The following is a 20,159-nucleotide window of genomic DNA, read 5'->3' as shown; positions in this document are numbered from 1 at the left end:
GGGAGAATGAGTTGAAGCAAGAAAATATCGCCACCCACCTGCCCTTGATCTCCAAGGAAGCTGCCGATAAGCCAGGCGCGCCGGATATCCTGGTGCAGTTTTCCGGCGTCAAGAAAACCTATGACGGCGAAAACCTGGTCGTCAAGAACCTGAATCTGGATATCCAGCGCGGCGAGTTCCTGACCTTGCTGGGCCCCTCCGGTTCTGGCAAGACCACCTGCCTGATGATGCTGGCCGGATTCGAGTTCCCTACCGGCGGTGAAATCCGGCTGGACGGCCAGCTGCTCAACAAAGTGCCGCCGCATAAACGCAACATCGGCATGGTGTTCCAGAACTACGCCCTGTTTCCGCATATGACTGTGGCGCAGAACGTGGCCTATCCGCTGCGGGTACGCAATATCAGTGGTAGCGAGCGTGCCGAAAAGGTTAAAAAAGCGCTGGATATGGTGCAGATGGGCAAATTCGGCGATCGCTATCCGGCGCAGCTCTCCGGTGGCCAGCAGCAACGGATCGCGTTGGCGCGGGCGCTGGTATTCGATCCAAAGCTGGTGCTGATGGACGAGCCGCTGGGCGCACTCGACAAGCAGTTGCGCGAGCACATGCAGCTGGAGCTGAAAGCCTTGCACAAGCGTCTCGGCGTAACGTTTGTCTACGTCACCCATGACCAAAGCGAAGCGTTGACCATGTCAGACCGTGTCGCCGTATTCGACCAGGGCATCATCCAGCAACTGGCGGTGGTCGACCGTCTTTACGAATATCCTGAAAATCAATTCGTCGCCGGTTTCATTGGCGACAACAATCGCTTCAACGGCGTGCTGGCCGCGCTTGATGGCGCTAACGGCACAGTGCGCTTGCCGCATGGCGGTTTGCTGAGCGGCCTGAATGCCAACCAGGCCAGCGTCGGTCAGCAGGTAGTGGCTTGCATCCGGCCGGAACGCATTCATTTGCTGCCGCTCGCCGCCGCGCCTGAAAGCGCCATGCGCGTCAGCGTCAGCAGCCTGATTTATTTCGGCGATCACGTGCGGGTGCGCTGCGCGATCCCGCAACAAGACGACTGCTTCGTCAAACTTACCCTGAATGACCCTGCGCTGGCCGGGTTATACGAAGGAACCCAGGTTGCATTGAACGTAGATCCCAAGCACCTGCGCATTTTTATTTAGCAACAACTTTAGCTTTGTCTGTTGGTTTTTCTTTGCAATTTAACCGTTTTATCTAATCAGTTGAGGACAGAGTAATTCGCCACGCTTCGGTGGCTCTTAAACTCTGTCCCGCAATTGTTATAAAAGGAGACGTGATGAAGTCATTTTTGAAACCTGCTTTTACCAGCATCGCATTGTCGTTGGCCGCAATCGGCATGGCGCAGGCGGCAGCCCTTACCTTGGTCAATTTCGGCGGCGCCAACGGCGCGGCGCAGAAGGTTGCCTACATCGATCCTTATGCCAAGGCTAGCGGCGACAAGATCACGGTAGTCGAATTCAACGGCGAACTGGCCAAGGTCAAAGCCATGGTCGAAGCCAAGAAGGTAAGCTGGGACGTGGTGGAAGTAGATGCCGGTGATATCGGCCGTGCTTGCGAAGAAGGCTTGCTCGAAAAAATCGACTTCAGCAAGATCGGAAACAAGGCCGATTTCAGCCCTGCAGCTATCCACGAATGCGGTGTCGGCGCTTTTGTCTGGTCGACCGTGCTGGCCTATGATGCCGACAAGCTGAAAGTCGCGCCGAAGACCTGGGCCGATTTCTGGGACGTCAAGAAATACCCCGGCAAACGCGCCATGAAGAAGGGTGCTGAATACACGCTGGAATTCGCACTGATGGCGGATGGCGTGGCGCCGAAAGACGTCTACAAAGTGCTCGGCACAAAAGCCGGCGTCGATCGCGCCTTCAAGAAACTCGACGAACTCAAACCGAATATACAATGGTGGGAAGCCGGTGCGCAGCCGCCGCAATTCCTGGTGGCAGGCGACGTCGTGATGTCGACCGCATTTAACGGCCGTATCGACGCCGCGCAACGGGAAGGCAAGAATCTGAAAGTGAGCTGGATCGGCAGTATCTACACGCTGGATTTCTGGGTGATTCCAAAGGGTACGCCGAACAAGGCCGAGGCTGAGAAATTCATCGCCTTCGCCAGCAAGCCGGATTCGCAAAAGGCTTACGCCAGCAATATCTCTTACGGCCCGGTGAACAACCAGGCGCTCAAGCTGCTGGATCCGAAAGTACTGGCCAATTTGCCGACTTCGCCGACCAATGCCAAAGACGCCTTGCAACTGAGCTTGTCGTTCTGGACCGATCACGGCGAAGAACTGGAACAGCGCTTCACTGCCTGGGCAGCCAAGTAAAAGATAGGGTTAGCCGCCAGCAGTACGGTATGCAGATACAGAACAGCTGGCGGCAGTTCTTTGCAATTCACTATTTAGCGCAGCCGGAACACCATGACTTCTATTGCATCTGCCGGCGTCGGCTCTGCCATGACGGCGCCGCCTGCATCACCGCAGAATTCCCCGCTCAAGCGCGAACTGCGCCAGGCACAATTTCGCAAGCGCGCCGCCGCGCTGGCATTGATCGCACCGTTGGCGATTTTCCTGTTGCTGACCTTCCTGGTGCCGATCGCCATGCTGCTCAAGCGCGCCGTGGAAAACCCGGAAATCGCCACCACGCTGCCGCATACCGTGGCGGCATTGAACCATTGGGACGGCAAGAGTGCACCGCCGGACGCAGCCTATGCCGGACTGGCGAGCGATCTGCTGCAAGCGAGAGAAGACAGCTCGGCCGGTTCGCTGGCGCGCCGTCTCAATTCGGAAATCTCCGGCGCCCGTTCGATCATCATGAAAACCGCGCGTGCTTTACCGCTGCTGGATGCAGACGGTAAGCCGCTTTCGGCCACGCAGATCAAACAAGCGTTGATCGATATCGATGAACAATGGGGCCAGCTGCCGTACTGGCAGGTGATCGCCAAGAACGGTGCGCCGTATTCGCCTTACTACCTGCTGGCGGCGCTGGACCTGAAGCAGGATGCCTTCGGCCATATCGAAAAGGCCGATGCCAGCGCCTCGGTGTATCAAAAGATTTTCGGCCGCACTTTCTGGATGGGCCTGGTCGCTACCCTGGCTTGCCTGGTCCTTGGCTATCCGCTGGCGTACTGGCTGTCGACCATGTCGGAACGGCGCGCCAACCTGTTCATGATCCTGGTGCTGATTCCATTCTGGACTTCGATCCTGGTGCGGGTCGCGGCCTGGATTGTATTGCTGCAATCGGAAGGCCTGGTCAACAAAGCCTTGATGGTGAGCGGCCTGACGCAAGCGCCGCTGGAGCTGCTGTTCAACCGCATCGGCGTCTACATCGCGATGACGCACATCCTGCTGCCGTTCATGATCCTGCCATTGTATAGCGTGATGAAAGCGATCCCGCCGACCTATCTGCGCGCTGCAGTGTCGCTCGGCAGCCATCCATTCGCCGCGTTCTGGCGCGTGTACGTGCCGCAGACCTATCCGGGCATTGGCGCCGGTGCTTTGCTGGTGTTCATCCTGTCGGTCGGTTACTACATCACGCCAGCGTTGCTGGGCGGACCGAACGAACAGATGGTCAGTTATTACATCGCTTATTTCACCAATGTCACCATCAACTGGGGCATGGCTTGTGCGCTCGGCGCCTTGCTGTTTGCCGCGACGCTGGTGCTGTACGGCGTGTATCGCCGCTTCACCAAAAACGATGTGGCGATGGGCTAAGAAAATGAAAAAGATACTATTTCCACAATTTCCTCCCTACGTCTCATTGAGCGAACGCGTCTGGTTTTTCTTCTCGCGCGGCTTCAATCTGCTGGTGCTGCTGTTCCTGTTGTTGCCGATCCTGGTCATCATTCCGCTGTCGTTCAGCGACAGTACATTCCTGGTGTATCCGATCCACGGCTTTTCCTTGCGCTGGTATCAAAACCTGGTGCATTCGCAAGAATGGGTTAGCGCTGCCCAGAATAGTTTCATCGTGGCGCCGCTGGCTACCGTGCTGGCGACCATACTTGGCACCTTGGCGGCGGTCGGCTTGAACAAGGCGGACTTCCACGGCAAGGGTTTGCTGATGGCGGTGCTGATTTCGCCGATGGTGGTGCCGGTGGTGGTGGTGGGCGTCGGCGTCTATCTGTTTTTTGCGCAGATCGGTCTGTCCGACAGCTATACCGGCCTGATACTGGCGCATGCAGCGTTGGGCGCACCGTTCGTGGTAACTACGGTATTGGCGACGCTGCAGGGATTCAACCAGAACCTGGTGCGTGCCAGCCTCAGCCTGGGCGCTAATCCGCTCTCCACTTTTTTCCGGATTACCTTGCCGGTGATTGCGCCGGGTTTGATCTCAGGCGCGTTATTTGCCTTCGCCACCTCGTTCGACGACGTAGTGGTAACCTTGTTCGTAGCCGGTCCCGGACAAGCCACCCTGCCGCGCCAGATGTTTACCGGCATCAAGGAAAACATCAGCCCGACCATCGCCGCGCTGGCCACCATCCTGATCGTGTTTTCCACTTGCCTGCTGCTGGTGCTGGAATGGATACGCGGACGCAACAAGGCGCTCGCCAAATTCTAGTGGTGTGCCGCGCAAACTGCTGCTTTCGGCATGTGTATCTCAGCTCGGCCTCCGCTTGGCCGCAGCTTGATATGCGTGTCTTCAACGTTCACAGGAGTTATCCCCATGATCCAATTAAAAGATCCCTCATTGTTCCGTCAGCAAGCCTACATCAATGGCGAATGGTGCGACGCCGATAAAGGCGGTAGCCACGCCGTGACCAATCCTGCCACCGGCGAGACCATAGGCAGCGTGCCGCTGATGGGCGCCGCCGAGACCAGGCGCGCGATCGCCGCCGCCAACGACGCCTGGCGCCAATGGCGGCGCAAGACCGCCAAGGAACGCAGCGTCATCCTGCGCAAATGGAATGACCTGATGCTGGCCAATCTCGACGATCTGGCGCTGATCATGACCGTGGAGCAGGGCAAGCCGCTGGCCGAAGCCAAGGGTGAAATCGCTTACGCTGCCTCGTTCATCGAATGGTTTGCGGAAGAAGGCAAGCGTGCCGGCGGCGATACCATTCCATCGCCGTCGCCGAGTTCGCGCATCGTGGTGGTGAAAGAGCCGATCGGAGTCTGTGCAGCGATCACGCCGTGGAATTTCCCGGCGGCGATGATCACCCGCAAGGCCGGCCCGGCGCTGGCCGCTGGCTGCACCATGGTGCTCAAGCCGGCTGAATCGACGCCGTTCTCGGCGCTCGCCCTGGCGGTGCTGGCCGAGCGCGCCGGCATACCCGCCGGCGTGTTCAGCGTGGTGACCGGCTCCGCCCGCGAAATCGGTGCAGAGATGACCAGCAACCCTATCGTGCGCAAGCTGACCTTTACCGGCTCCACCGGCGTCGGCCGGCTGCTGATGGAACAATGCGCCGCCACCATCAAGAAACTGTCGCTGGAACTGGGCGGCAACGCGCCGTTCATCGTGTTCGACGATGCCGACCTGGATGCCGCCGTGGAAGGCGCAATGGCTTCCAAATATCGTAACGCCGGGCAAACCTGCGTATGCGCCAACCGCCTGTATGTACAAGATGGCATCTACGACGCATTTGCCGCAAAGCTGGTGGCCGCAGTGGCCAAGCTGAAGGTCGGCAACGGTCAGCAAGAAGGCGTCAACCAAGGCCCGCTGATCGACCAGAAAGCGGTTGCCAAGGTTGAAGAACATATCGCCGATGCGGTGGCGAAAGGCGCGCGCATCCTGGCCGGCGGCAAGCGCCATGCGCTGGGCCAGAGTTTCTTTGAACCGACTGTGCTGGCCGATGTGACTGCCGACATGATCGTTGCGCGCGAAGAGACCTTTGGTCCGATGGCGCCCTTGTTCCGCTTCAAGACTGACGAAGAAGTGCTGGCGCTGGCCAACGACACCGAGTTCGGTCTCGCCAGCTATTTCTACTCGCGCGATATCGGCCGTATCTGGCGTGTGGCGGAAGGCCTGGAAAGCGGCATGGTCGGCATCAACACCGGCTTGATTTCGAACGAGGTCGCGCCGTTCGGCGGCGTCAAGCAATCCGGCCTGGGCCGCGAAGGATCGAAGTATGGCATCGAGGATTACCAGGTGATCAAATACCTGTGCATGGGCGGGATTTGATGCTTCCGGCGACCCGCCTTAAATTCGTCTAATATCCTGCAAAGCCTGTCCAGCCGTGCCTTCCAGGCACGGCGTTTCGCAAAAATCCAACACTTGCCCCGCCTGAAGCCTGATTTTGCGCCCGAAATCTGGTAGCGCTACCACAAATAAACCGCCATTGATATAATGTTGCCACGCACCATAGTTCCCGGTGCGCGCCTTTGACTGCCGCGCAGTTCCTGCAATTCGGCGGTTCCCTTTCCGGACGATCATCATGCTGTCTCTGCCCCTGTTTGCCCTTGCTGTTGCCGCTTTCGGCATCGGTACGACGGAGTTCGTCATCATGGGTTTGCTGCCCGATGTGGCGCGTGACCTGGGCGTGACGATTCCGGCGGCGGGGATGCTGGTGACCGGATACGCACTGGGCGTGACGATCGGCGCGCCGATCGTGGCGATTGCCACCGCCAACATGCCGCGCCGGGCGGCGCTGCTGAGCCTGATCGGCCTGTTTATTATCGGCAATGTCTTGTGCGCCTTGTCGCCCAATTACACCGTGCTGATGCTGGCGCGGGTGGTGACGGCGTTTTGCCATGGCGCGTTCTTCGGTATCGGCTCGGTAGTGGCGGCCGGACTGGTGGCGCCGAACCGGCGCGCGCAGGCGATCGCCCTGATGTTCGCCGGCCTGACCCTGGCCAATGTGCTCGGCGTACCGTTCGGCACTGCCCTCGGGCAACAGCTGGGCTGGCGCTCGACGTTCTGGGCGGTGACGGTGATCGGCGTGCTGGCGGCAATTGCGCTGGCGCTTTGGCTGCCGAAAAAGATCGAAATGCAAAAGACCAGCCTGCTGCAGGAATTTGCCGTGCTCAAGGATAAGCAGGTCTTGATGGTGCTGGGGATCAGCGCGCTGGCTTCGGCTAGCTTGTTTTCGGTGTTCACCTACATCACGCCGATTCTGGAAGACGTCACCGGATTGACGCCGCATGCCGTGACGCTGGTGCTGCTGGTATTCGGCCTCGGCCTGACGGTGGGCAGCGCGCTCGGCGGCAAACTGGCCGACTGGCGCCTGATGCCGTCGCTGATCGGCTTCCTGGTAGCGCTGGCGGTAATCCTGACCGTATTTACCCTGACCATGCGCACGCCGTTGCCGGCGGTAATCACGATTTTCATCTGGGGCGTGCTGGCCTTCGCGATTGTGCCGCCTTTGCAAATGCTGGTGGTGGAGCGCGCCAGCGCCGCACCGAACCTGGCTTCGACCTTGAACCAGGGCGCCTTCAATCTCGGCAATGCGAGCGGCGCCTGGTTTGGCGGCATGGCCATCAGCGCCGGCTTCCAGTTGACCACTTTGCCTTATGTCGGCGTAATGGTGGTGGTGCTGGCGCTGGGCCTGACTTTGTGGTCGGCCGCCATCGAACGTAACGATGGCTTGGCGATGACGCCGAGCGAGTAGGGCGAGCGCGCTCATGCCCTATGCTCGCCAGCGTTTTCACCAACGTTTCTTGCCTAGGATCTTCTCGCCGAGTTCGCTCAACTGCGCCAGGGGATAACGGGTTCTTTCCCATTCGCGCGGATCGCCGGGAAAGGCATAGCTAGCCGGCGGAGTCCGCTGCTCCCAGCTGCTCACCCGCCAATCCCGCAATTGCGCCTGTTCTTCCCGCGCCGGGGTAAACGCGATGTACTGCGCCAGCCGGACCTGGTCGGCGGAGGTGTTAGGACGGATGCCGTGCGCCAGCAGGCTGTTGAAGATGAGCAGGTCGCCAGCTTGCATCGGTATGAACTGCACTTGCCACGGCAGCGCTTCCACATCGGGACGCAAGGGATTGCGGTCCTGGGGCGCGTTCTTGCGCCATTCGGCGAAGTGCTGGAACAGCTCGGGGATGCATTGAAAACCGCCGCCTTCCGGCGTCGTATCCGATAGCGCCAGCACGCCTTGGACATTCACCGGCAGCGGCTCCAGCGAGGTGTCTGCATCCCAATGGATGAAACCGCCGAAACGTCGCGCGCCCTGGTTCGGCGTATTCAGGTTGGCGCGGTCTATGGTTACCCACAGGTCTTCGCGATCCCAGATGTCGACGAAAGCGTCCACTATGCGCGGCGTCTGGCGGTTGTCCCAGAAGGTCTGGTGATGATAGGCCTCGACCATGCCGGAACCGTTCAACTCCTTCATTTCATGGTCGCGCAACTGCGCGCGATTCCAGGTTTCAGGAGCGTTGCGATCCAGTTCCTGGAATTCCCACAGGAAATCGACGGTGCGTTGCACCTGCTCGGCGCCGACTGCCTGCCTGACGATGACATAACCATAGGTTTGCCAGTGATGGAAATCAGCGGCCGAGAGTACCCGTAGCGGCAAGGTTTTTTGTATGTCGCGCAATTGCTCCTGCTCGGGATAGAGTACGGATGGATTGCTAAGGCGCTGCTGGTCGGTGGCGTAAGGCTGCTTCATGTCTGTCTCCGGATCGGTTTTGTCGGCTGGGGTTGCCCTGACTACAGCGCAATTCTCTACCGACAGACGCCTTTCGATTTCGCCGCAACTGCCGCTTATTGATACTATTCTGATGTTATTGCTCACTGGAAGGTCAGAATGCGACCGCAATACGAACACCTCACCCTGTCGCCCGGTCATTCCTGGCAGTTGCTGTGGCGCGAGCTGCCGGAGTTGCCGTTTCTCTGGCATTACCATCCGGAGTTCGAGCTGACCTTGACCTTGAACGCGCGCGGCCAGCGTTATGTGGGCGACCATCTGGCGGATTTCTCGGACGGCGACCTGATCCTGCTGGGACCGAATCTGCCGCACACCTGGTCGGCGAGCGAACGCATAACGCCCGAGCGCCAAATGCTGGCGGTGGTGGTCTGGTTTTCACGCGACTGGCTGATCCAGTTGCAAACCAGCTTGCCAGAGCTGGCCGGCCTGCTGCAACTGGGCAAGCGGGCGGATAGGGGATTGCAGTTTTCTGCCGACACCGCCATCCGTGTCAGGCCCTTGATGCTGCGCATGGAGAAACTGGCGCCGGCCCAGCGCCTGCCCGTATTGCTGGAACTGTTGCTGCTGCTGGCGCAAGACGAATTGGCGCAGCCGCTGGCCTCGGTTGCTTCGGCGTCGATCGCGGTGGATGCGCAACGCCAGCGCATGGGGCGGGTGCTGGACTATATGCACGCGCATTTTCAGACGGCGTTGCCGGTGGAACTACTGGCCGCGCGCGCGGCATTGTCGGTGGGCGCCTTCCATCGTTTTTTCAAGCGCCACACACAGCTGACGGTAACTGCTTACCTGGCCCAGCTGCGGATAGGCAGCGCCTGCCAGCAGCTGATCCAGACTGATAAGGCGATAGGCGTGATTGCCCAGGAATCGGGTTATCGCAACCTGGCCCATTTCAACCGGCAGTTCCGTGCAGCGAAAGGTGTGAGTCCGCGTGATTTCAAGCAGAGATATAGATAATATATAGCTGAATCGAAGTGTTGGCGCTTACTTCCAGCCAATAAACGTGATCAGGATGGCAGCATCGAACGCGTCCATTCGAGATCGCTGCCAAGCCAGCGGGCAGCCTCGCTCCCGGTTCAAAGATGAGTAAAGTAATGCCCGTTGCTTCTTAGCGGCGCGGCACGCCCGGCAGCACGCACAGCATTTCATAGGCCAGGTTGGCGCCCAGCAGGGCAGTAGTGCCGACCGGGTCGTAAGGCGGTGATACCTCCACCAGGTCAGCGCCGACGATGTCCAGGCCCCAGGCGCCGCGGATGATTTCCAGCGCTTGCGGCACGGTCAGGCCGGCGATTTCCGGGGTGCCGGTACCGGGCGCATAGGCCGGATCGATACCGTCGATGTCGAAACTCAGGTACACCGGACCGCCTGCCACGCGGGCGCGCACTTCTTCCATCAGCGGCGCGAGCGATTTGTTCCAGCAGTCTTCCACCTGCACCACCTTGAAGCCCTGGTCGCGGCACCAGTCGAAATCTTCCGCGGTGTAGCCGGTGCCGCGCAAGCCGATTTGCACCACGCGTTGGCAATCCAGCAAGCCTTCTTCCACCGCGCGGCGGAACGGCGTGCCGTGGGCGATTTTTTCACCGAACATGGTGTCGTTGACGTCGGCATGGGCGTCGACGTGGATCAGGCCGATCTTGCCGTATTTGCGATGCAGCGCGCGCAGGATGGGTAGCGCGATGGTATGGTCGCCGCCCAGTGAAATCGGCCGGCAGCCGGTGGCGACGATGTTGTCGTAAGCGGTTTCAATCAGCTTGATCGAATCGAGCAGGTTGTAGGGATTGATGGCGACGTCGCCCAGGTCGGCGATACGCAGCGCATCGAAAGGCGCGGCCCGGGTTGCCATGTTATAAGGCCGTAGCAGCACCGATTCGGTACGGATCTGGCGCGGCCCGAAGCGCGTACCGGAACGATTCGAGGTGCCGAGGTCGAACGGGACGCCGACGAAACAGGCATCCAGTTCAGCGCTGCTGTTCACGTGCGGCAAGCGCATCATGGTGGCGATGCCGCCGAAACGCGGCATGTCGTTGCCGCCAAGCGGTTGATAAAGTGGGGTTTCCGACATGATCGTCTCCGGTAAGGGAAGGGGGAAGGCTGTTTTTTCTGAACACCGCCTACTCTAGCGGGAAATAACATCATAAAAAATGCGCGCAATGTAAGGCTTACATTGACAGAAATAGATGTATTATCGATCTGACCTGCACCTTTCTTTGGCTTTATCTCATGCAATATGCTCCAGCAACTATCCGATCTTGACCTGCGTCTGATCCGCGTCTTCCTGTCGGTGCAGGACGCCGGCGGCATTTCCGCTGCACAAACCGCCCTGAATGTCAGCCAGTCCACCATCAGCACGCAGGTGGCGACGCTGGAGACGCGGCTCGGGTTTCGTTTGTGCGAGCGCGGCCGGGCCGGGTTTCGGCTGACGCCGCGCGGTGAACAGTTTGCCCAGTCCAGCCGCCGGCTGCTGGAGAATATCGACCATTTTTGCCTGGATGCGCGCCAGATCGGACGCAAGCTGGTCGGACAATTGCACCTGGGCCTGATCGGCCACGCCGCCATGAGCGCCAACGCGCGCCTGAGCCAGGCCATCGCCCGGTTCCGTGCGAGGGATGAGGCGGTGACGCTGTCGCTGGCGGTGCTGGCTCCGGGCCAGCTGGAAGAGGAGGTGATCAACGGCCGGCTCGACCTTGGCATCGGTTATTTCTGGCACCGCCTGCCGAATCTGGAATATCTGCCCTTGTACACGGAGCATCAGGTGGCGTATTGCGCCGCCGCGCACCCGCTGTTCAGCCGGGCCGGTAAATTAGAAGCGGCAGACCTGGCGCAGCATGACTGGGTCTGGCGCAGCTATCCTTTGCCAGAGGCCGAAGGCAAGGGCGGCGTGTCTGCACCGGCGCGGGTGACAGCGCTGGCTGACAACATGGAGGCGGTCGCGGTCCTGATCTTGTCGGGGCAGCATCTTGGATTCTTGCCGCAACATTTTGCTGCGCCGCTGGTACAGCAAGGATTGCTGGCGGCCCTTAATCCGGAGCAGTTCTCTTATGAGGTCATGTTGCATATGGTCGCACGCCGCCAATCCAGTCCGGGCGAGGTGCTGCAAGCGTTTCAGGATGACCTGGTTGCAGTGCATCGGGAGGGCGCGTAGTACCCAGGCACGCCAGCCATACCGATCATACGAGGGCCGATGCCGCAGCCGTGGGTTTGGATGAGATAATGGGGCGTTATCACATGCATTCAGATTGCCTCTCATGTCCCAATTCGCCCCGCTCAAGAACGACACCTTCCTACGCGCCTTGTTGCGCCAGCCAACCGAATACACGCCGCTGTGGCTGATGCGCCAGGCCGGCCGCTATCTGCCCGAGTATCGCAAAACCCGCAGCCGCGCCGGCTCTTTCATGGGGCTGGCGACCAATCCCGATTACGCTACCGAAGTCACGCTGCAGCCGCTTGACCGTTTCCCGCTGGATGCCGCGATTCTGTTTTCCGACATCCTGACCGTGCCGGACGCCATGGGACTGGGCCTGTATTTCGCCGATGGCGAAGGCCCCAAGTTCCAACGGCCGCTACGCGATGAAAAAGACGTGATGGCGCTGCAAAGCCCCGATCTGGGCAAGCTGGACTATGTTTTCAAGGCGGTCACGCAAATCCGTACCGAACTCAACGGCCGAGTGCCGCTGATCGGCTTTGCCGGCAGCCCCTGGACCCTGGCTTGCTACATGGTCGAGGGTGAAGGTTCGCGCGAATTCCATACCGTCAAGACGATGTTGTACAACCGTCCGGACCTGATGCACCACGTGCTCAGCACCAATGCGGCGGCAGTGGCGGCCTACCTGAACGCGCAGATCGACGCCGGCGCGCAAGCCGTGATGATTTTCGATTCATGGGGCGGGGCGCTGGCGGATGGCGCTTACCAGGAATTTTCGCTGGACTATATGCGGCAGGTGGTTTCCCAGCTGAAGCGCGAGAAAGACGGTGTGCCGATTCCTGCGATCGTATTTACCAAGGGCGGCGGCTTGTGGCTGGAACAGATTGCCGATATCGGCGCCGACGCCGTCGGCCTCGACTGGACCGTCAATCTGAGCGAGGCGCGCGACCGTGTCGGCCAGCGGGTTGCGTTGCAGGGCAACATGGATCCTGCGGTGCTGTTTGCCAAGCCGGAGCAGATCCGTGGCGAAGTCGAGCGTTTGCTGAACGCGTATGGCGTGCCGCAAGCAGATAGCGGCCATGTATTCAATCTGGGCCACGGCATTTCGCAATTCACGCCGCCGGAGTCGGTTGCCGTCATGGTCGATGCGGTCCATGAAATCAGCCGCAGGTTGCGGGGATAGGCGGATACCGGCGCGAGGCTATGCCTGCTATCTGCTGCCGAATGTCGTTACGCAGTGTCACCCATAACACATTCGGCAGCAATCAGGCGATTGTCACTCGCTAGTTATGCACAAAAAAAAACTGCTGCACCACGGCAATTATTTATATCTATATTTATTATTTTCCACTTGAGTGCGTTTTGTAAGTATTTGATTTTAAATGATTTATTTTCTGCTTTTAGTTTAGGCAATGTATTGAAACCCGCATCAAATATGCGTCTGCAGCCTGTCAAGAGCAGGTTACCCACAAAGTTATCCACAGACACTGTGGATAATTTGAAAAGCGCTTATGAAACCGATGGTTAGGACATTTCCTAATGTTTTACATTAAGTAGAATCTTAGGAATCAGAATTCCCGGATATTTTTGACCGTTGACATCGGGCTAATTTTTCCGGTGCGAAACTTGCTAACCCGATTGAAAAAAGCAACATGATGGTGCACGACCATGGATTCGATTGTGTCCATCAATGTTACTTCTTGGTGCCTGAGCCGGCGCCGGTTCTTGCCGATGCCGAATTTAGTTATGCACATATTTGAGTTTCTTCAAGGCTATTTTTTGACTACATGAAAAATGTTACGTGTCTGATGCGCATGAGCTAAGTCGTTGATTTTAAATTATATTTTCATTGATGCTGATTTGAGCAAGAGCCAAAACATGCCGTAAACAGGCGCTTTCACGTTGTTTCCGCAACCTTGTCCACAAAGTTATCCACAGATTTTGTGGATAGTGCTTAAAAGCACTTATGGAACCGATAGTTAGCTTATTTCCTCGGGAATTACATTAAGTTCGTGAAACAAAGCATTCTCCAAATCGTCCTCGACACTCCCTTGGATAGCAGCTTCGACTATCGCTGGCAGGCCAGCGATGAAAGCGAAGCCATGCCCCAGATCGGGCAGCTGGTTCAGCTCTCCTTCGGTCGCCGTGAAGTGGTCGGCATGATTGTCGGCATCAGCGCCGAGAGCGATGTGCCGGCCGAGAAATTGAAAAGCGTCCAGGCGGTGCGCCATCAGCTGCCGCCGCTATCGAAGCAATGGCTCGCTCTCTGCCGTTTTGCCGCCGATTATTATCAGCGGCCGCTGGGCGAAGTGGCATTGCCGGGTTTGCCGAAAAACCTGCGCGCGCTGACCACCGTTGCATTGGATCGCGGCTTGAAGAAATTGCAGCAGGCCGGTGTCCCGCATGACGCTACCCCGATCGACGTGGCGCAACTGAATCCGGCGCAACAGCAGGCGGCCGATGCAATTGCCGGTGCTACAGGTTTTGCGCCGACGCTGCTGTACGGCGTCACCGGCAGCGGCAAGACCGAGGTCTATCTGCAGGCTGCGGCGCAAATCCTGGCCCACAGTGAAAATGGCGAGGACAACCCCTCGCAAATCCTGATCCTGGTGCCGGAAATCAATCTGACTCCGCAACTGGAGGGTAACATCCGCGCCCGCTTTCCGGGCGTGACGGTGGCGACCTTGCATAGCGGCCTGGCGGAAGGCGAGCGCATGCGTCACTGGCTGGCAGCGCATTTGGGGCAGGCGCGGATTATCCTCGGGACCCGGCTGGCGGTGTTGGCTTCTTTGCCGCATTTAAAGCTGATAGTCATCGACGAGGAGCACGACCCATCCTACAAGCAGCAAGAAGGTTTGCGCTATTCGGCGCGCGATCTGGCCGTCTGGCGCGCTCACCAGCTGGGGATCCCGATTGTGCTGGGCTCGGCCACGCCGTCGCTGGAAACCTGGCATCACACCCAATCCGGACGCTACAAGAAACTCGAACTGCGCGAGCGGGCGGTCAGGGATGCGGTATTGCCGCAGGTGCGCCGCATCGACATGGAACGCGACAAACCCAGCGAGGGATTGACCTCGATCCTGGTCAGCGCTCTCAAGCAAAGGCTGGAGCGGGGCGAACAATCGCTGCTGTTCCTGAACCGCCGCGGTTACGCCCCGGTGATTGCTTGCGATGCTTGCGGCTGGGTCAGCAACTGCACTCGCTGCACCTCGTTCATGGTGCTGCACAAACCCGAACATCGCCTGCGTTGCCATCATTGCAGCCTGGAGTTGCGGATCCCCAAATCCTGTCCAACCTGCGGCAACGTCGATTTGCAGCCGCTCGGACGCGGCACGCAACGCTTGGAAGAGGGCTTGCGGGCGATGTTTCCGGAAGCACGGGTATTGCGCATCGATGCCGATTCCACGCGTCGCAAAGGCAGTGCGCAAGCGGCCTTCGATAGTGTGCACAACGGCGAGGTCGATATCCTGATCGGCACCCAGATGGTCGCCAAGGGACATGATTTCAAGAACCTGACCCTGGTCGGCATCCTCAATCCCGACACCGCGCTGTTTTCCCACGACTACCGCGCCAGCGAACGCTTGTTTGCGCAATTGATGCAGGTGGCGGGGCGCGCCGGCCGCGCTGCGCAAAAAGAGGGCGGCAGCGCCAGCGAGGTACTGATCCAGACGCGTTATCCACAACATCCCTTGTATGCGGCGGTGATCGCTCACGATTACGATCGCTTCGCCACTTCGCTGCTGGAGGAACGCGCGCAGGCCTGCCTGCCGCCCTACATCTATCAAGCGTTGCTGAGGGCGGAGGCGAAAGAGCTGGAAACGGCGATTGAGTTTTTGCAACAGGCGGCCCATTGTATCGAGCACACCGGCATCACCATGCACGACCCGATTCCGATGAGCATGACCCGGGTCGCCAATGTCGACCGCGCGCAATTACTGATCGAATGCCCGTCGCGCCCGGGTTTGCAAGCCTTCCTGACCGACTGGATGGCGCAGTTGCGACAAATTAAGACGCGCGCGAAATGGTCTCTGGAAGTCGATCCGGTCGATATTTAGGTCAGCGAGCCCGAATATCCTGTTCCGGCACCGAGCGAGAGAAAATCTTGACCACGGAATCCATATGCGCCCGCATCGCCCGGCGCGCCGCTACCGCATCGCGCGCTTGCAGGGCTTCCAGGATCAACTGATGTTCATGCTCTGAACGATTCGGCATGTCCTTCGAGCTATACAGGGTTTGCAGGCGCTGAAACATCATGCCGTATTTGCGTCCCAGCAGATGGCTGACCAGCAGCAGGTAGGCCGGGTTGCCGCTGGCTTCGGCGATACGGATATGAAACAGGCGGTCGCCGGGATGCGTGTGCGAGCCGCTGCGGTTGTCCTCGACATTGCGGGCGTACGCCTCGGCTATGCTGCGCAATTGTTCGTCGCTGGCATTCAGTGCCGCCAGGGCGGCGGTCTCCGGCTCCACCAGACGTCTTGCCTGCAGCAGTTTGAAGGGCGGGATTTCATCATCCAGGTCAAGACGGATTTCCTGATCGAGTTCGGGATCGATTTCCCAGCCGCTACGGTGCGCCGCCAGTTGCAAGGCAGGCGCCTGGCTGCCGCCGTTGCGCTCGCTGGTGTCTTCCGTCGGCGGCAACACCATCACGCCGTTGCCGACGCGGACGCTGACAATCCCGATCACTTCCAGCGCAATCAAAGCTTCCCGCACCGAGGTACGGCTAACGCCGAATTGCTTCGCCAGTTCGCGCTCGGGCGGCAGGTTGTCGCCAGGACCGTATTCGCCGCGATCAATCATGTCACGCAGCTGATCGGCGATTTGTTGATACAGGCGGCGGTTGTGGATAACTTGTATGGGCATGGGAGCAAGGATAGATATTTTTCACATTGTGCCATGGCGCGGCGTCTGCACAGCATTAGTCTTTAAACCGGCCCTATCAAAAGCTCTGTGGACTACCGGTGTGCTAAAATTGGTCCAGCCAATGAACCTTTGCAGTATACACTTTCCGAACCGCAGCAGCTGATCCGACTAATCAGCCGGCTTATTTAAGTTGGAGGCACCTGAAATATGCGTTACTGCCTGGCGCTGGACCTGAAGGACGATGCCGATCTGATCGGTCGCTATGAAGCGCATCACCGCCGTATCTGGCCCGAGATTGCGGCCCATCTGCGCTTGCATGGCGTGCTTGGCATGGAAATTTATCGCCTGGGCACCCGCCTGGTGATGCTGATGGAAACCGATGATGCTATTTATAGTGCAGAGCGGATGGCAAGCGCCGCGCGCAATAACCCCAAGGTACGAGAATGGGAAATGTTGATGTGGCAATTCCAGGCTCCCACGCCATGGACCCCGGTTGGAGAAAAGTGGGTGGCCATGGCGCAGATTTTTGACCTGCGGCAGCAATCCTGAGACATCGCAGATTCAGTTTCTATAGCCACTGCTCTCGGGGCCTGGCAGAAACCAGTCGCCGCATCCCGGCGGCTGGACGATATCGCCGCTGACCTTGGCGCAGTAGCGGCCCAGTTCGATGTCATTGCGCAGGCCGAGCTTTTTCATGGCCGAGGCTTTTTGCAAACTGACTGTTTTTACACTCTTGTTCATTCGCCTGGCGATATCGCGCAGGCTGTTGCCTGCCGCGTATAGACGCAGTACCTCGGTTTCACGCGGGCTGGGAATGTGGCCTTTGGCTTGTCCGTCAATGCCGTTTCGCAGCAGCGCCTTGAAGGACGGTCCCACATAGGGTGAACTGTTGCCAAGGTGGCGGATAGTCTTGCCGAGTTCGGGAATTTCATCGCTTTTGTGCAGCAAGCCATTCGCGCCGCTATGGAAGATCTGGTACAGCACCACCGGAAACGCGTTCATGGTCAGCACCACCAGCCAGGTTTGCGGATGGTGACGCCGGATGTAGGACAGCAAATGCAAGCCGTCGCTGACACGCACCGTGGGCATCGCAAACTCGGTGATGACCAGGTCGCATGGCGTGGATTCCAGGCATCTGACCAGTTCATCGGAACTGGTGACGCTGGCCACCACGCGGCAATCCGGCACGTGATTGAGATAATTGCGCACCCCTGCGGTAAACATGGGTTGGTCGTCCGCCAAAACAATCTTCACTTTGACTCTCCATCGCAAATGCCGCACAGGATCGGAGCTGGTCCAGAAAATTCAAGCTGTCCCAGCGAGGGCTGCAGCGGAATCGATTCTAATTGCTTCATCAAAAAGTTAGCAATTAAACTATACATTTATGAAATTTACTTATATATTTAATAATTTGTAAGTCCAATGTTTCCTAATTGATAACGATAAGTGGAATCCTAAGCTGGCACCGTCAATTTGTTGCGGAGAGAAAATTTCATGATCAAGATCATCCTGGCCGACGATCAGCCGGCCATCATTTCCGGAGTACGGCAATATGTCGAACAGATGCCCGGTTTTGCCGTGGTGGCAACGGCGTCCTCGGTGGCAGAGCTGCTGGCGCGCTTGAAAGATACGCCGTGCGACATATTGATCACGGAGTTCTCCATGCCGATCAATCGGATTGGCGGCGGCTGTGCCTTATTCAGTCAGCTAAAGCGCGACTATGCGTCGCTGGAGCTGATCGTGTTGACGATGATTGACGTACCCGCGGTGCTGTATCAGATTATCAACTGCGGCGTGAAGGGCTTGCTGCACAAACGCGACGAGATGGCGGAACTCGGCCGCGCCATGCTGGAAGGTTCGCCTGCCGCGCCGTATATCGGTAAATCGGCGCTACCTATACTGAAGAAAGGCCCGAGCGGCAGGTTGCCGACCAGGCGCGAAGTGGAGGTGCTCAAGATGTACGTGGTCGGCAACAGCCTGCGCGAAATTGCCGAACAACTCAACAAGAGCGTTAAAACGGTGGGCTTGCAAAAGGCCTCTGCAATGAAAAAAATGGGACTGCGCAATGATATCGAACTGGGCAGATATACCAGCACCATGGGGCGCATCAGCTAGATTCCGGCGGGGGATTCAAGGGTAGCTGCCGGCAGTTATCAGAGCCTCTTGCCGCCGAAGCCGTTATACTTGCGTAATAGCCGCTTAGTCCGGCGACAGAAAGCAAGCTCCATGAACGGTATCAAGCAAGAATCCATTTCCCCCAGTCAGCAGCCGTCCAAGCACGAAATTCGTCCCGGCCAATCGATAGAGTTGCTCAAAGAGTTGCATATCCTGACGCGCGACGGAAAATTGAATCAAGACAGCCGCCGCAAGCTCAAGCAGGTATATCATTTATATCAATTCATTGAGCCCTTACTGCAGGAAATCCAGAAGGAACAGGGCGGGGTGCAACTGGTCGACCATGGCGCCGGCAAGTCGTATCTGGGATTCATCCTGTACGACCTGTTTTTCAAGACGCTGACTGACAACTCGCATATCTTCGGTATCGAAACCCGCGAAGAGCTGGTGAGAAAATCGCAAGAGCTGGCGCAACGCCTGGAGTTTCCGGGCATGTCGTTCCTCAATTTGTCGGTAGCGGAATCGATAGAATCCGCTGCGCTGCCAGATCGGATCGATGTTGTAACGGCCTTGCATGCGTGCAATACGGCGACGGATGATGCGATTCAGTTTGGCCTGAAGAAACAGGCGCGTTTCATGGTACTGGTGCCTTGTTGCCAGGCGGAAGTGGCTTCGGTATTGAAAAAGAACAAGGGTAAATCGCTGGCGAAAGAAGCGTTGACGGAAATCTGGCGTCATCCGCTGCATACGCGCGAATTCGGTAGCCAAATCACTAACGTGCTGCGCTGCCTGCAACTGGAAGCGCACGGTTATCAAGTCAGCGTAACGGAATTGGTAGGCTGGGAGCACTCCATGAAGAATGAACTGATCATTGCCAGTTATCGCGATCTACCCCGCAAGCGGCCGACCGAGCGTTTGCAAGAAGTACTGCACACCCTGGGGCTGGAAGAAATGGAACAACGGTTTTTTACCACGCCTTGACGAACGAGATTTAAAAGCGGAACTCAATCCTGCCCAATCCTGATCACATAACAGCTTTGCCTGCCGCAAGCGGGCCGTCCACCATCGCACCACCTAACCGAGGAGAGTGACATGACTAAGACGAGTGGCACACATGCCGTAAAGGAGTTCACCAAGGCACCGTTGACCGAGGGAGGACTGACCGAGACGTTGCAGCGGATTGCAGCCGGCGCGGATGAATTCAGTGTGTTGAATCACGCCGCACGTGCAGCGCTCGTCGCCAAGGTTACGGAGCAATGGCAAGAAGATTTCGTCGCCAATTTTCATATTCCGGCGGACCTTGCCAAGGCGGGGGAAGAATACGCCGCCATCGAGCAAGGCGACAAATATCCGAGTTTGTCCGATTCAGCGCGCGAGGCCGTATTGCAGCGCTTTGACGACCGTTACGGCGATGGCGGTCCGCGATTTTGGCCGGCGCTGAACAGTAAATAAATGCCGGTTT

At 58.3% G+C, this 20,159-nt stretch carries 20 protein-coding genes; 14 read left to right on the top strand and 6 right to left on the bottom strand.

Translation table 11 applies throughout. The features are described from left to right. Nucleotides 1–26: 26 nt before the first annotated feature. The 5 genes from BLV81_RS09475 (at nucleotide 27) to gabD (ending at nucleotide 6,125) form a co-directional block, all read left to right on the top strand. Nucleotides 27–1,160 (top strand): ABC transporter ATP-binding protein, encoded by a 1,134-nt coding sequence (locus BLV81_RS09475; RefSeq protein WP_369823852.1) that lies wholly within the window; start codon nucleotides 27–29, stop codon nucleotides 1,158–1,160. Nucleotides 1,161–1,294: 134 nt separating this feature from the next. Beyond that, on the top strand, nucleotides 1,295–2,335 hold the full coding sequence (locus BLV81_RS09470) for an ABC transporter substrate-binding protein (protein ID WP_092354766.1): 1,041 nt from the start codon (nucleotides 1,295–1,297) through the stop codon (nucleotides 2,333–2,335). Nucleotides 2,336–2,464: 129 nt separating this feature from the next. After that, nucleotides 2,465–3,721, top strand: a complete 1,257-nt coding sequence (locus BLV81_RS09465; protein ID WP_092355063.1) for an ABC transporter permease — start codon at nucleotides 2,465–2,467, stop codon at nucleotides 3,719–3,721. A gap of 4 nt (nucleotides 3,722–3,725) precedes the next feature. Continuing rightward, on the top strand, nucleotides 3,726–4,565 hold the full coding sequence (locus BLV81_RS09460) for an ABC transporter permease (RefSeq protein WP_092354763.1): 840 nt from the start codon (nucleotides 3,726–3,728) through the stop codon (nucleotides 4,563–4,565). Nucleotides 4,566–4,670: 105 nt separating this feature from the next. After that, on the top strand, nucleotides 4,671–6,125 hold the full coding sequence (gene gabD / locus BLV81_RS09455) for an NADP-dependent succinate-semialdehyde dehydrogenase (RefSeq protein WP_092354760.1): 1,455 nt from the start codon (nucleotides 4,671–4,673) through the stop codon (nucleotides 6,123–6,125). A gap of 18 nt (nucleotides 6,126–6,143) precedes the next feature. On the opposite strand, the gene BLV81_RS09450 is transcribed toward gabD, so the two are convergent. After that, entirely contained in the window at nucleotides 6,144–6,380 is a 237-nt protein-coding gene (locus BLV81_RS09450; protein ID WP_092354757.1) for a hypothetical protein, read from the bottom strand. A 1-nt stretch (nucleotide 6,381) separates the two neighbouring features. Between BLV81_RS09450 and BLV81_RS09445 the strand changes: the two genes are divergently transcribed. After that, the gene (locus tag BLV81_RS09445) at nucleotides 6,382–7,551 is read left to right on the top strand and encodes an MFS transporter (RefSeq protein WP_092355060.1); all 1,170 of its coding nucleotides are present in this window, start codon (nucleotides 6,382–6,384) and stop codon (nucleotides 7,549–7,551) included. Between the two features lie 36 nt (nucleotides 7,552–7,587). On the opposite strand, the gene BLV81_RS09440 is transcribed toward BLV81_RS09445, so the two are convergent. Further along, on the bottom strand, nucleotides 7,588–8,544 hold the full coding sequence (locus BLV81_RS09440) for a phytanoyl-CoA dioxygenase family protein (RefSeq protein ID WP_092354754.1): 957 nt from the start codon (nucleotides 8,542–8,544) through the stop codon (nucleotides 7,588–7,590). 138 nt (nucleotides 8,545–8,682) lie between these two features. Between BLV81_RS09440 and BLV81_RS09435 the strand changes: the two genes are divergently transcribed. After that, on the top strand, nucleotides 8,683–9,537 hold the full coding sequence (locus BLV81_RS09435; RefSeq protein WP_092354751.1) for a helix-turn-helix domain-containing protein: 855 nt from the start codon (nucleotides 8,683–8,685) through the stop codon (nucleotides 9,535–9,537). Between the two features lie 151 nt (nucleotides 9,538–9,688). Here the strand turns inward: BLV81_RS09435 and speB are convergent, their stop codons facing one another. Then, entirely contained in the window at nucleotides 9,689–10,642 is a 954-nt protein-coding gene (gene speB, locus BLV81_RS09430; protein WP_092354748.1) for an agmatinase, read from the bottom strand. Between the two features lie 165 nt (nucleotides 10,643–10,807). Here speB and BLV81_RS09425 point away from each other — a divergent pair, with 165 nt between their 5' ends. Both BLV81_RS09425 and hemE read left to right on the top strand, forming a co-directional pair. After that, the gene (locus tag BLV81_RS09425) at nucleotides 10,808–11,722 is read left to right on the top strand and encodes a LysR family transcriptional regulator (RefSeq protein WP_092354745.1); all 915 of its coding nucleotides are present in this window, start codon (nucleotides 10,808–10,810) and stop codon (nucleotides 11,720–11,722) included. Nucleotides 11,723–11,825: 103 nt separating this feature from the next. After that, complete coding sequence (gene hemE / locus BLV81_RS09420) at nucleotides 11,826–12,905, top strand: uroporphyrinogen decarboxylase (RefSeq protein WP_092354743.1); 1,080 nt, start codon at nucleotides 11,826–11,828, stop codon at nucleotides 12,903–12,905. Between the two features lie 104 nt (nucleotides 12,906–13,009). On the opposite strand, the gene BLV81_RS23925 is transcribed toward hemE, so the two are convergent. Then, nucleotides 13,010–13,192 carry a hypothetical protein gene (locus BLV81_RS23925; RefSeq protein ID WP_176992808.1) on the bottom strand — a complete coding sequence of 61 codons (183 nt, stop codon included), beginning with the start codon at nucleotides 13,190–13,192 and terminating at the stop codon, nucleotides 13,010–13,012. A 542-nt stretch (nucleotides 13,193–13,734) separates the two neighbouring features. Here BLV81_RS23925 and BLV81_RS09410 point away from each other — a divergent pair. Beyond that, the gene (locus tag BLV81_RS09410) at nucleotides 13,735–15,777 is read left to right on the top strand and encodes a primosomal protein N' (protein ID WP_092354737.1); all 2,043 of its coding nucleotides are present in this window, start codon (nucleotides 13,735–13,737) and stop codon (nucleotides 15,775–15,777) included. Between the two features lies 1 nt (nucleotide 15,778). On the opposite strand, the gene BLV81_RS09405 is transcribed toward BLV81_RS09410, so the two are convergent. Beyond that, nucleotides 15,779–16,582 carry a FadR/GntR family transcriptional regulator gene (locus BLV81_RS09405; RefSeq protein WP_092354734.1) on the bottom strand — a complete coding sequence of 268 codons (804 nt, stop codon included), beginning with the start codon at nucleotides 16,580–16,582 and terminating at the stop codon, nucleotides 15,779–15,781. A gap of 207 nt (nucleotides 16,583–16,789) precedes the next feature. Here BLV81_RS09405 and BLV81_RS09400 point away from each other — a divergent pair, with 207 nt between their 5' ends. Continuing rightward, on the top strand, nucleotides 16,790–17,131 hold the full coding sequence (locus BLV81_RS09400) for an L-rhamnose mutarotase (RefSeq protein ID WP_092354731.1): 342 nt from the start codon (nucleotides 16,790–16,792) through the stop codon (nucleotides 17,129–17,131). 12 nt (nucleotides 17,132–17,143) lie between these two features. Here BLV81_RS09400 and BLV81_RS09395 read toward each other — a convergent pair whose 3' ends face one another. Further along, entirely contained in the window at nucleotides 17,144–17,836 is a 693-nt protein-coding gene (locus BLV81_RS09395; protein WP_092354729.1) for a response regulator, read from the bottom strand. Nucleotides 17,837–18,076: 240 nt separating this feature from the next. Here BLV81_RS09395 and BLV81_RS09390 point away from each other — a divergent pair, with 240 nt between their 5' ends. The 3 genes from BLV81_RS09390 (at nucleotide 18,077) to BLV81_RS09380 (ending at nucleotide 20,149) form a co-directional block, all read left to right on the top strand. Further along, the gene (locus BLV81_RS09390; protein ID WP_092354726.1) at nucleotides 18,077–18,697 is read left to right on the top strand and encodes a response regulator; all 621 of its coding nucleotides are present in this window, start codon (nucleotides 18,077–18,079) and stop codon (nucleotides 18,695–18,697) included. Between the two features lie 111 nt (nucleotides 18,698–18,808). Then, complete coding sequence (locus BLV81_RS09385; RefSeq protein ID WP_092354724.1) at nucleotides 18,809–19,678, top strand: class I SAM-dependent methyltransferase; 870 nt, start codon at nucleotides 18,809–18,811, stop codon at nucleotides 19,676–19,678. A 111-nt stretch (nucleotides 19,679–19,789) separates the two neighbouring features. Beyond that, nucleotides 19,790–20,149, top strand: coding sequence for a hypothetical protein (locus tag BLV81_RS09380; RefSeq protein WP_092354721.1), 360 nt, complete (start codon nucleotides 19,790–19,792; stop codon nucleotides 20,147–20,149). Nucleotides 20,150–20,159: the final 10 nt, after the last annotated feature.

Origin of the sequence: Collimonas sp. OK242, assembly GCF_900107095.1 — a bacterium.
Lineage (GTDB): Bacteria > Pseudomonadota > Gammaproteobacteria > Burkholderiales > Burkholderiaceae_D > Collimonas.
The sequence above is the reverse complement of the archived record's forward strand: the minus strand, read 5'-3'. Positions and strand labels throughout refer to the sequence as shown.

Bases quoted from the DNA above. Each gene is read 5' to 3' on its own strand.
- BLV81_RS09470 (WP_092354766.1), top strand. From the start codon at position 1,295: ATGAAGTCATTTTTGAAACCTGCTTTTACCAGCATCGCATTGTCGTTG.
- BLV81_RS09465 (WP_092355063.1), top strand. From the start codon at position 2,465: ATGACGGCGCCGCCTGCATCACCGCAGAATTCCCCGCTCAAGCGCGAA.
- BLV81_RS09460 (WP_092354763.1), top strand. From the start codon at position 3,726: ATGAAAAAGATACTATTTCCACAATTTCCTCCCTACGTCTCATTGAGC.
- gabD (WP_092354760.1), top strand. From the start codon at position 4,671: ATGATCCAATTAAAAGATCCCTCATTGTTCCGTCAGCAAGCCTACATC.
- BLV81_RS09450 (WP_092354757.1), bottom strand. From the start codon at position 6,380: ATGATGATCGTCCGGAAAGGGAACCGCCGAATTGCAGGAACTGCGCGG.
- BLV81_RS09440 (WP_092354754.1), bottom strand. From the start codon at position 8,544: ATGAAGCAGCCTTACGCCACCGACCAGCAGCGCCTTAGCAATCCATCC.
- BLV81_RS09435 (WP_092354751.1), top strand. From the start codon at position 8,683: ATGCGACCGCAATACGAACACCTCACCCTGTCGCCCGGTCATTCCTGG.
- speB (WP_092354748.1), bottom strand. From the start codon at position 10,642: ATGTCGGAAACCCCACTTTATCAACCGCTTGGCGGCAACGACATGCCG.
- BLV81_RS09425 (WP_092354745.1), top strand. From the start codon at position 10,808: ATGCTCCAGCAACTATCCGATCTTGACCTGCGTCTGATCCGCGTCTTC.
- hemE (WP_092354743.1), top strand. From the start codon at position 11,826: ATGTCCCAATTCGCCCCGCTCAAGAACGACACCTTCCTACGCGCCTTG.
- BLV81_RS09405 (WP_092354734.1), bottom strand. From the start codon at position 16,582: ATGCCCATACAAGTTATCCACAACCGCCGCCTGTATCAACAAATCGCC.
- BLV81_RS09400 (WP_092354731.1), top strand. From the start codon at position 16,790: ATGCGTTACTGCCTGGCGCTGGACCTGAAGGACGATGCCGATCTGATC.
- BLV81_RS09390 (WP_092354726.1), top strand. From the start codon at position 18,077: ATGATCAAGATCATCCTGGCCGACGATCAGCCGGCCATCATTTCCGGA.
- BLV81_RS09385 (WP_092354724.1), top strand. From the start codon at position 18,809: ATGAACGGTATCAAGCAAGAATCCATTTCCCCCAGTCAGCAGCCGTCC.
- BLV81_RS09380 (WP_092354721.1), top strand. From the start codon at position 19,790: ATGACTAAGACGAGTGGCACACATGCCGTAAAGGAGTTCACCAAGGCA.